This window comes from Megasphaera hexanoica (assembly GCF_043520715.1).
Lineage (GTDB): Bacteria > Bacillota > Negativicutes > Veillonellales > Megasphaeraceae > Megasphaera > Megasphaera hexanoica.
The window spans coordinates 2,872,958-2,882,434 of the sequence record NZ_CP171361.1 but is presented as its reverse complement, the minus strand read 5'-3'; the positions used below and the strand labels follow the sequence as shown (position 1 = coordinate 2,882,434).

Sequence of the window (9,477 nt, the reverse complement as noted above, 5' to 3'; positions counted from 1 at the left end):
GAAAAAAGCCTTGATTTATGCGGGTTTGAAAGGCTCTAAAGCGTGACATCTCTGCCTTTGTTTCCGCTTTCTCTCGGCGGCTTTGATTTTCTTCATGCGCCCGGCGCAGTCGGGGCAGTATTTTCCCCGGTTGGATTTGGGGACAAAGGCCGCCCCGCAGACGGCACACCGTTTCCGGCTTCCCCGGCACAAGAGGGCTGCGGCCAGCTCCCCGTCAAGGGGCAGGACAGCCACACGGAACCAGTGGCACATGAGGGAAAAGGAAATGCTCTGGACGCACACGCAAGGCTCCCCGTCGTCCAATAGCAGGCAGTTCCCCTCATCGTAGTTACAGCACTCATGTACCAGCCGCCGCGCCCGCCGGTGCTGGCGGTAGTCCATGTGGGGCAGGTTATCGCTCATGGCTCTGCTCCTTTCTGCGGTGCGGCTCGTCCCGGCGCAAAATCTGGTCGATGTTCCGCTTGACGGTCTGCAACTCCTTGAACCGCTGTTTCTGTTCGTGATAGGTGTTATACAGGCCGTCTTTCTCGGAGATAAGCTGCTCGATCTCGGCCTGCAACGCTTTCCGGGCGGGCAGCTTGGTAATGCCATGCGCCTTGAAATACCGGGCTGCTGCGTCGGCTATGATAAAATCGCTCTCATGGGCCTGCCGGTATGCGGCGCGGGCTTTCTCGGATTTCTGTGCCCGCAGCCCGTCGCGGGCGGCCTTGGTCTGGGCGTAGGCCAACACCTGCCGCTGCAACTTCTTTTTCCCTTGCAGCTTCGTTTCCAGTGCTTTCAGTTCGCCGCTGGTCTGGCGCATTTTCTGATAGGCGGTGTCAACGGCGGCTTCTAACTGCTCCGGGGAAGTAAAGCCGTATTGCTGGTAGACGGACAGCGTTTTGGCGGCCTGCTTCAGATTGTGTATCTTCGCCCAGCGTTCATAGCCCCGGCCTTTGCCCTCGGCCATTTTCTGCTCAATGTCCACAAGCCGCTGCACTCCGTCCTGTTTCGGGGCGGCTATCTCGGCTCTGGCAACCTGCAAGCGGTCTTTTATGGTGCGTGGGGGATCGGGGGATCTGGCTGGCGCTTCGGCTGCTCTGGCGGCGTTTTGCTCTAAAACGGCAAAGACAGCGGCGCGGTCAAAATCGTCGCCCAGCTTCCGGGCGGTAATTGGCTTTGTCCTGTCCGGCGTGAGGTAGGAAAGCCGCCCCCGGCTCTCCTTGACGGTCACACCCTCCTGCAGCAACAGAGAGGAAAACTCGTCAAAGCTGGCGGCGGTGGCAAGGGCTTTCCGTAGGGTCTGCCGCAGCTTCTCCTTGTTCGTTTCAAACTTGGTCTGCCGGGGCGTGATACTATCGGCAATCATGGGGGCGTTCTGCTTGTCCAGCGCGGCCTGTCCCTTTTTCTGCGCCCAATACTCCCGGTCGGTGACGCGGTTCTTGCTGCCGTTCAAGAGGTCGATTTGATAAAGCCCCTCCCGGTGGCACATCTCCATGACTTCGGATTTGAAGTAGCGCAGGGCAGCGTCGGTACATCGGTGCTTGCAGCCGACTTTCGTATCGGCCGGCCTGTCCATGTAGGGCAGGAACGGCACTTCCTCAATCCGCAGGCTGTTTATGACGATATGCACATGAATGTTGCCGCTGTGGTTATGCCCGTCCGGGTGGGTGCAGACAAGGGCCTGGTGGCCGGGAAAATGCTCTTTACAGAATTGTTCCCCCAACGCCTGCGCCCGGTCTACGGTCAGGCCGTTGTCCGGCCCGTCCCGCGGGTCAAAGCTGATGATGTAGTGGTGGCTTTTCACATCTTCCCGCCGCTGGTTTTTCTGATAGCGGAGATTGGCCCGCATACACGCAACGGCAAAATCCTCCCCGTCGCAGTTCAGCGTGGACAGCCGGTAGTCCTCGCGGGGGATAAGCCTGCCGGTTTCATCAAGGACGGGCTTCATGGTAAACTCGTCATGCTCAAAGAGAAGATATTGCTCGGCGGCTCCGTAGTCGGCGTTTTTAGAGTTGATATGCTTGAGTGTTGCCAACCGCGTCACCTACTTTCTTGAGGACTTCATACTTGAGGACGGCAAGGTCGGATATGGCGGCGCGTACCTCGCCGGAAAGGGTGTTGTAGGGTACGCCGTATTCGTTCAGATACCGGGCAATCTGATTGAGGTTGCCGCCGATCCTGCCGTACTCGGCTGTCAGCTTCCCGACAGCGGAAAGCAACTCGTCATTGACCGACGACACATGGACAACCGGGCGTATGGTCGCCCGCCGTATCGCCTGCCGGAGAAATTCGGACTGGCTGATACCATAGGGCGCAAGCCGCGCTGTGAAGTCGGCATACTCATCTTCGGACAGCCGGGTTTTCACAACGCGGCTGCGGTGGGGCGTGTTGTATTTCTTTCGCATGGTGTGACCTCCTTTCTCGCCCGTAAGGGCGCATGAGCAGGGTTTGGGGAAGGCACTCCCCAACAAGTTTCCCGCGAGGGGCAAAACTGCAGAATTGCGGATTTTGGCACCGTGGTAGAAACTTGCTCTCCGTGACTGCAAACTTTCTCTCACTTCCGTCCGCCACTTTTTTGGAAAACTGCAACCACAAAAGTTTGTTTCTCTTTTTCTGCTACTACTAATCCTGTAAAGGGCATTCCTGCCCGCTTTCGCTAAAATGACACCGGACGCAGTGGTTTCTACCCGGTGTTGGAGAAATCCTTTCTCTTTGCCCTCTACTACGGGTAAATGCTCCAAATGCCAAACACCAGGGCAGAAAAATTCCCTCCTCGCTTACTACTACAACCGGCAGGGGGCAAAATGGCCGGGAGCGGAGCCGGACAACAAAAAAAGCAGTAAATCTTTTTCAAGACTTACTGCTTTCGCTGGCCGCGTCGGTGGCGGCTGGTATTCAGTTTTTATGACTTGTCCGGTGGTTCGTCAAGCCGGAACTTGAATTGACAGTCAATTAACCGCTGCTTTACATAGTCCTCCACCTCGGCGTTGACCTGCCCGTTCACTTTTGAGAAATAGCGGATATATCCGGCGTAGTGGAGCAGGACAGCGTTCACGGCTTCTGGGTCGCCCTCACGGGCTTTGAGGATTGTTTCATAGGGGAGAAGTCTACTCATACCGGCTCACCCCCATTTCTTCGCGTAGCCGCTGCAAGGCAAGCTGGATATGCCGCCCCGCTGTGCTGCGTGACCGGCCAATACACGCGCCGATCACGCGCTGCGGCTGGCGCAGAAAGTAATAGCGCAGGATTTCTTCCCGCGTCTGCTCCGGCAAAACAGAGATCGCGTCGGCAAGGGCGGCGTTGCAGAGCAGGACGGTCTGACCGCAGACGGTAAATGGGTATTCCTCGTCCGGCTCCGACGCGGCAAACTGGACAAACTTCTCGTTCATCAGATAGTCAAGGGAAACTTGCCGTTCCCATTGCCGTTTAAGCTTCAAAATCTTGTCCAAGGCGGCACAGCGGATAACAGTCTTGCAAAAGGCGTTGTACCTGCGCTGGATATATTCTTGATAGGCTATCTGGTCGGTCATGGAAATTCCCCTTTCTGAATAATAGTGCGGGGCGGTGGCACTTCTTGCTGTCGCCCCTTGATTGCCTACCAGCAAAGGCGGGCGGGGCTGTCAACGGCTGCGCATATGCGCCGTTCATCTTGACCGTTGACTGGCTCGGCTGGGTTTGCTATTTACCCGACAAACTTGAATTTATTTTAAGCTATCACGTTTTACCTTCTTAAGCCTTACTATCATTACCATAGGAATTTCTTTGTTGGTTTTAAAACATTCTTCATAAAATCCATCAATGACAAATCCAGCTCTAAAACAAAGGTTAAAAATATCTTGTATGGAACGATGATAATAAATCTGCTCTTTCGGTTGCCCTTCAATCGCTATATCATAGTAACTGTGCGGTGTCATATATTTTTCAGTCAACGTGACAAAACAAGGGTGTTGCGTTGCAAAGACAAAAATTCCGCTTTCCTGCAACAGTTCATAAACAGCCATAAGAAGTGGTTCAATATCCGTAATATCCATAATTGCCATATTAGAAACTGCTTTCGTAAAGGCTCGATTTCTTTTTAATTCTAATATACTTTTTCTATCGGTCGCATCCGCCACACAAAATTCAATTTGTTTTGCATATTGTGATTGCCGTCTTTTAGCCAATTCTATCATTTTTTTGCTGTAATCAAAAGCGACAACCGAAGCGCCTCTTTGTGCAAGATACGAAGAATAATTTCCATTGCCACACGCAATATCCAAAATGTAATCCGCAGGATTAGGAGATAGAAGTTCCGTTACTTTGGGACGCACTACCTCTCTGTGAAATTCATTAGATTCGTCACCCATTGCATTATCCCAAAATTGTGCGTTCTCCTCCCAGATTTTTTTACTTTCCTCTGTTCCCATGTTCTCTCCCACTCCCCAAATTTGCTTTTTTGCTTCCATTAAATCTTCCTTACTATATTCCATTGTTACCCTCCATAACTTCTGATTGTTGCCGTCTTGACGATTATGTATCTTTACATTACCTTCTGAAACATATGGCGCACCTTGTCCAGGCGGCTGTTTGGACGGCGGGGCTGGATGACCGGCTGACCGACAGCGGCCTGATATCCTTTCAGCTCTGTAAGGCATACGCTCCGCCCGTTGGTGTAAAAGGCCAGATCAGTACGGTATGCCTGTATACAGCGGGCGGGAATCTCGCCAGTAAAGACAACTTCATCCTTTTTTACCTGGGCCGTTTCGATGGTGGCACAGTATTTCGGTGCATCATGATAAGCCCTGGAAAGGTATTCCTGGGGCGCATAGAGGATGAAGGAGAGATAAGGTTCCAGCAGCTGCGTCCCCGATTCCTTCAATGCCTGTTCCAATACAATCGGGGCCAATGAGCGGAAGTCCGCCGGCGTGCTGACCGGACTGTAATAAAGCCCGTATTCAAAGCAAATCTTACAGTCCGTTACGTTCCAGCCGAACAAGCCCTGCTCCAGCCCGTAACGGATACCATCCCTGACAGCGTTTTGAAAACTCTGGTTCAAGTATCCCAGCGAAACCCGGCTCTCGTATTGTACACCGGAGCCAAGCGAGAGTGGTGTAACAGACAGTCCTATGGATGCCCAAAACGGGTTGGGCGGCACCTCGATATGGATGGTGTGGCTGGCTGCTTTGAGCGGCCGCTCCATATAAATGACGGAGGGTTCCTTTACCACTGTTTCAAGCTTGTATTTTTCCGACAGCAAAGCGGAAACAACCTCCAACTGCACCCGGCCCAAAAAAGAAAGAATGATCTCATGGGTGATGGAATCCACTTCGCAACGCAAAAGCGGGTCAGTATCCGCAAGTTGCGTAAGAGCGTCCAGCAGCCGTTCTCTTTGCGCTGCCGTTTTCGGCGCAATCGTCGTCCGCAGCATGGGGAGGGGGTCCTCGCGCCACCTTTTACGAGGGAGCCGGGTTTGGTCCCCTAATACATCGTTTAACCTCACGCTGTCGCTGGGAAGGATAACAATTTCACCCTGATAAGCGGTGTCTGTCCGAACAATTTCCCCTTTGGATGGAATACGCATCTCTGTGATTTTCAGCTTTTCTCTCCCGGCCAGGGCCACCGTATCCCGCAGGCGCAGCGTTCCGCTGTATAACCGTAGATAGACACGCCGCTGGCCGCAATCGGTGTACTCAACCTTGAAAACGCTGCCGCATAGGGCGGCGCCCCCCTGTTCCCCAATCGGTTGGAACAGCCCTGTCACCGCATCCATCAACGGTTGAATGCCAAGGCCATTTTTGGCGCTGCCATGATAGACTGGGAACAGGGAGGCGTCTTGAACCCGCTGCTGTTCCTCCCGCGCAAGTTTTTCCCGGCTGATTGGTTCTCCTGCGATATACTTTTCCAATAATTCATCGTTATTTTCGATGACCGCATCCCATGCTTCTATGTCGGTATTTTCCTCCAGGACTATTTCCGGGGACAGCGACACCGTCTGCTTGATGATAATATCGGCGGAGAGCTTATCCCGAACAGACTGAACCACGCTCTGCAAATCAACGCCAGCCTGGTCGATCTTGTTGATAAAGATAACGGTGGGAATGTTCATTTTCCGCAGGGCATGGAACAGAATACGGGTCTGGGCCTGCACGCCATCTTTAGCGGAGATCACCAAGATGGCCCCATCTAAAACAGCCAAAGAGCGGTACACCTCCGCCAAAAAATCCATGTGGCCGGGCGTATCCACAATGTTAACTTTACATCTGTGCCACTGGAAGGAAGTGACTGCCGCTTGAATGGTAATCCCACGCTGCCGCTCCAAAAACATGGTGTCCGTCCTCGTTGTCCCTTTTTCGACGCTCCCCGGTTCTGAAATGGCTCCGCTGGCATATAGCAGGCTCTCCGTCAAGGTCGTCTTTCCAGCGTCTACATGGGCAAGAATTCCAATATTGATTATTTTCATGTGATTGTCCTCCCTTTACAGCCCCAAAGGGCATAAAAATCCCCAGCAGTAAAATACTTTTACCACTGGGGATTATAAGTTGCGGACATACACATATACAGCATACACCTGTTTGTGATTGCTGTTTTTGGGGATATGTCAAAATTGATAAGGCAAAAGTATTCTTAAATTGGGTACAAAAAACTAAGCCCCTACAAAAGGAGCTATCATAATCCTTTGTTCCCACTATTTGATTATAGTTTTATTTAAGAATACCTTGCCGCATATTTTTTACTCCTTTTCTGGATTAAATCATTGTATCACATCAGTTTTAGGAAAGCAAGTACCTAAAAGAAATTTTTCTTCCCCTTATATGTAACAATCATACCGGCTTCCTAGCGTTCAGAATGTTTTCTGCTGTCTGCTGTGGTGTTTGGTTGGAATTGTCCAACCAAAAGCCGATCCGTGGTGTTGTCTGCATTTTACTAAATACAAATTCAATGTATACAGAAAGATATAAGGAGTGGGAGGGATTCCGCCGTAGTTGGCATTGTAGGAAAATCCAAAAGTTTAGATTTTCCCACAATGCTTATCTTTTGGTCTTTGGTTCGGAATAGTGTAGTGCTGGCGGTCTATCTCTTGTTTTCGGTTGCTTGCTTCCTTACCGTACATGAGCATTAGGACTGGGTAAGAAACAGCAGCATTCCGTCACGTTGGAAGTTGGCATGCAGAACGATGCCCTGGCTATTTCCCTTGTTTCCGTTTTCTTTGCTCCGGCTGTAGCCATTCCGGCCGCTGTCGGTGCTGCTATCCATCAGGTCACCGGGTCCATCCTGGCCGGGATTTTTGCCCGCAACATGGATAAGATAGAAGCCCGGAATGCAGAAAAACAGCGCGAAACCATTACCGTTCCGGCTCAGCACTAAAAAAGAAAATATAAAAATAAAACAGAGGATGTGCAGAATGGCTTTTAAAGCCTGTAGTGCAGCATCCTCTGTTTTTTTGCTTTAGAAATGGGTCACATCGCCCAGAATGGGTGTCGTATCGTCCATATGGGGCATCATCTGCTCTAATGCCCGGAGCATGGCTTCTTTGTCTTTGGGCAGTGTGCCGCCTACGGGATAGAGATTGGAAACGTGATTGCTGCGGAAAATGCAGGGCTCTGTCATTTCCGTATGGCGCAGGAGCTCGTCCAGTTCCCGGATAAATCCCCGGGCCGTCAGAGGTGTAAAGGTGCCGTTTTGCACTTCCTTGTACAGGGGAACAAATTCGGGGATGATCAGGGACAGGGCGCTGAGCATAGTGGGATTGATGGCAGACACGACTTCTGCCGTGTGCAGGGCGTGTTCATGGGTCCGTTCCTGCCCGCCCAGACCGAGAAGAATCATGGCAGATAATTTAAACCCTGCAGCCAGCGCTTTCTGGCCGGCCCGCACGGTGAGTTCCGCCGTCGTACCCTTATGGACCCGGGTGAGGACCGCATCGTCGCCGCTTTCGATTCCCGTATAGAGAATCCCAAGACCTGCTTCGTGGAGTGCGGCTAGTTCTTCCGGCGTCTTGCGGTCGATATCTGCAGGAGTCGCATAGGCGCCGACGCGGGTCAGTCGGGGAAATAAATCATAGCATTTTTTTATGATGTGTAGCAGGTCTTCCGTTTTCAGGACCAGAGCATCGCCATCGGCGATAAAGACACGGCGGACATAGGGGTAAGCGGCGGCACCGCGTTCAATGATACCGTCGATTTCCTCCAGGGGACGGATCCGGAACCGCGATTCCTTGTACATCGGGCAAAATGTGCACGTATTGTGGGAACAGCCGATGGTGGCACGCAATATGAAACTATACGCTTCGCTGGGGGGACGAAATACCATGCCTTCAGCGTCATCAATATACATATCTATCATCCTTTCATGGGAGAATGGTACTATTATACTATACTTTATATCTTATAGTAAAAAGATTTGTGCCACCGGCAGGTGATTCTGGATAGATTAACTATTCATATTGACAAATATCAATGTGAATGATATTCTTATCACATAGATAAAAATAAATGTGACAAGGAGGCGTACCAGATGTGGCTGTTTATTCAAAATCAGATCTTAGGGATGCAATGGCTGAACGGACTGATTTCTGATGGATTAATCCGGGCCGGTGTAGATATAGAAAGCCGGCTTGGCGGCAGTCTGCAGTTCTTTTTATATGATGTCATCAAGATTACCTTGCTGCTCTGTGTCCTGATTTTTGCTATTTCGTATATCCAGAGCTTTTTCCCTCCCGAGCGGAGCCGGAAAATTATGGGCCGGTTCCATGGAATCGGGGCGAATATCATGGGAGCTTTGCTGGGAACGGTCACTCCCTTTTGTTCATGCTCATCCATTCCGCTGTTTATGGGATTTACCAGTGCCGGTCTTCCGCTGGGAGTTACCTTTTCGTTCCTCATTTCGTCGCCTATGGTGGATCTGGGGAGTCTCGTCCTGTTGATCAGTATTTTTGGTTACAAGATTGCAGCGGCTTATGTCGTGTTTGGCCTTATCATTGCCGTCATAGGGGGTTCGATCATAGAACGGATGCATCTGGAAAATGAGGTCGAAGATTTTATCCGTCAGGCTGTTGCAGGCCCGGATATAGAACCGGCTGAACTGACCGTATGGGACAGGCTGGAATTCGCCAGAGACCAGATGACCGGAACATTTAAAAAAGTATTTCCCTATATCCTGATCGGCGTAGGTATAGGAGCGCTGATTCATAACTGGATTCCAGAAACTATGGTCGAAACGGTGCTTGGCAGTCAGAATCAGTGGGGCGTCATCCTTGCGACGCTGGTAGGCGTTCCTATGTATGCAGATATTTTTGGAACCATTCCCATTGCGGAAGCACTGCTGGGAAAAGGAGCTCTCCTTGGTGCCGTCCTCAGTTTCATGATGGCCGTGACGACACTCAGCCTGCCGTCCCTGATTCTCCTGCGCAAGGCAGTAAAGCCGAAATTGCTGGGCGTCTTTGTAGCTATTTGTGTTGTGGGAATCATCCTGGTCGGATATGGTTTCAATGCTCTGCGATATGTATTATTGTGAGGT

Annotated in this window: 10 protein-coding genes; 2 read left to right on the top strand and 8 right to left on the bottom strand. The window is 51.3% G+C overall.

The genetic code is table 11. The features are described 5' to 3' along the window. Positions 1-15 precede the first annotated feature (15 nt). The 7 genes from ACGTIC_RS13950 to tet(W) form a co-directional block, all read right to left on the bottom strand. On the bottom strand, positions 16-402 hold the full coding sequence (locus ACGTIC_RS13950; protein ID WP_002596231.1) for a cysteine-rich VLP domain-containing protein: 387 nt from the start codon (positions 400-402) through the stop codon (positions 16-18). After that, the gene (locus ACGTIC_RS13945; RefSeq protein ID WP_002596230.1) at positions 392-2,017 is read right to left on the bottom strand and encodes a relaxase/mobilization nuclease domain-containing protein; all 1,626 of its coding nucleotides are present in this window, start codon (positions 2,015-2,017) and stop codon (positions 392-394) included. The genes ACGTIC_RS13950 and ACGTIC_RS13945 overlap by 11 nt, the downstream gene beginning before the upstream one ends. Continuing rightward, positions 1,989-2,387 carry a plasmid mobilization protein gene (locus ACGTIC_RS13940; RefSeq protein ID WP_002596229.1) on the bottom strand — a complete coding sequence of 133 codons (399 nt, stop codon included), beginning with the start codon at positions 2,385-2,387 and terminating at the stop codon, positions 1,989-1,991. Before ACGTIC_RS13940 ends, ACGTIC_RS13945 begins: the two co-directional genes overlap by 29 nt. 497 nt (positions 2,388-2,884) lie before the next feature. Further along, positions 2,885-3,097 (bottom strand): helix-turn-helix domain-containing protein, encoded by a 213-nt coding sequence (locus tag ACGTIC_RS13935; RefSeq protein ID WP_002586615.1) that lies wholly within the window; start codon positions 3,095-3,097, stop codon positions 2,885-2,887. Continuing rightward, positions 3,090-3,512 carry a sigma-70 family RNA polymerase sigma factor gene (locus tag ACGTIC_RS13930; RefSeq protein ID WP_002586616.1) on the bottom strand — a complete coding sequence of 141 codons (423 nt, stop codon included), beginning with the start codon at positions 3,510-3,512 and terminating at the stop codon, positions 3,090-3,092. Before ACGTIC_RS13930 ends, ACGTIC_RS13935 begins: the two co-directional genes overlap by 8 nt. A 171-nt stretch (positions 3,513-3,683) precedes the next feature. Continuing rightward, complete coding sequence (locus tag ACGTIC_RS13925) at positions 3,684-4,451, bottom strand: class I SAM-dependent methyltransferase (RefSeq protein ID WP_002586626.1); 768 nt, start codon at positions 4,449-4,451, stop codon at positions 3,684-3,686. A 50-nt stretch (positions 4,452-4,501) separates the two neighbouring features. Beyond that, the gene (tet(W), locus tag ACGTIC_RS13920) at positions 4,502-6,421 is read right to left on the bottom strand and encodes a tetracycline resistance ribosomal protection protein Tet(W) (RefSeq protein WP_002586627.1); all 1,920 of its coding nucleotides are present in this window, start codon (positions 6,419-6,421) and stop codon (positions 4,502-4,504) included. A 704-nt stretch (positions 6,422-7,125) separates the two neighbouring features. On the opposite strand from tet(W), the gene ACGTIC_RS13915 reads away from it, so the two are divergent. Further along, positions 7,126-7,326, top strand: coding sequence for a hypothetical protein (locus ACGTIC_RS13915; RefSeq protein ID WP_257536564.1), 201 nt, complete (start codon positions 7,126-7,128; stop codon positions 7,324-7,326). A gap of 81 nt (positions 7,327-7,407) precedes the next feature. On the opposite strand, the gene ACGTIC_RS13910 is transcribed toward ACGTIC_RS13915, so the two are convergent. Beyond that, the gene (locus ACGTIC_RS13910; RefSeq protein WP_113856377.1) at positions 7,408-8,295 is read right to left on the bottom strand and encodes a radical SAM protein; all 888 of its coding nucleotides are present in this window, start codon (positions 8,293-8,295) and stop codon (positions 7,408-7,410) included. 180 nt (positions 8,296-8,475) lie between these two features. Here ACGTIC_RS13910 and ACGTIC_RS13905 point away from each other — a divergent pair, with 180 nt between their 5' ends. Continuing rightward, positions 8,476-9,474 (top strand): permease, encoded by a 999-nt coding sequence (locus ACGTIC_RS13905; RefSeq protein WP_113856376.1) that lies wholly within the window; start codon positions 8,476-8,478, stop codon positions 9,472-9,474. Positions 9,475-9,477 lie beyond the last annotated feature (3 nt).

Coding starts and splice junctions, on each gene's coding strand:
- ACGTIC_RS13950 (WP_002596231.1), bottom strand. CDS start 402: ATGAGCGATAACCTGCCCCACATGGACTACCGCCAGCACCGGCGGGCG.
- ACGTIC_RS13940 (WP_002596229.1), bottom strand. CDS start 2,387: ATGCGAAAGAAATACAACACGCCCCACCGCAGCCGCGTTGTGAAAACC.
- ACGTIC_RS13935 (WP_002586615.1), bottom strand. CDS start 3,097: ATGAGTAGACTTCTCCCCTATGAAACAATCCTCAAAGCCCGTGAGGGC.
- ACGTIC_RS13930 (WP_002586616.1), bottom strand. CDS start 3,512: ATGACCGACCAGATAGCCTATCAAGAATATATCCAGCGCAGGTACAAC.
- ACGTIC_RS13925 (WP_002586626.1), bottom strand. CDS start 4,451: ATGGAATATAGTAAGGAAGATTTAATGGAAGCAAAAAAGCAAATTTGG.
- ACGTIC_RS13915 (WP_257536564.1), top strand. CDS start 7,126: ATGCAGAACGATGCCCTGGCTATTTCCCTTGTTTCCGTTTTCTTTGCT.
- ACGTIC_RS13910 (WP_113856377.1), bottom strand. CDS start 8,295: ATGTATATTGATGACGCTGAAGGCATGGTATTTCGTCCCCCCAGCGAA.
- ACGTIC_RS13905 (WP_113856376.1), top strand. CDS start 8,476: ATGTGGCTGTTTATTCAAAATCAGATCTTAGGGATGCAATGGCTGAAC.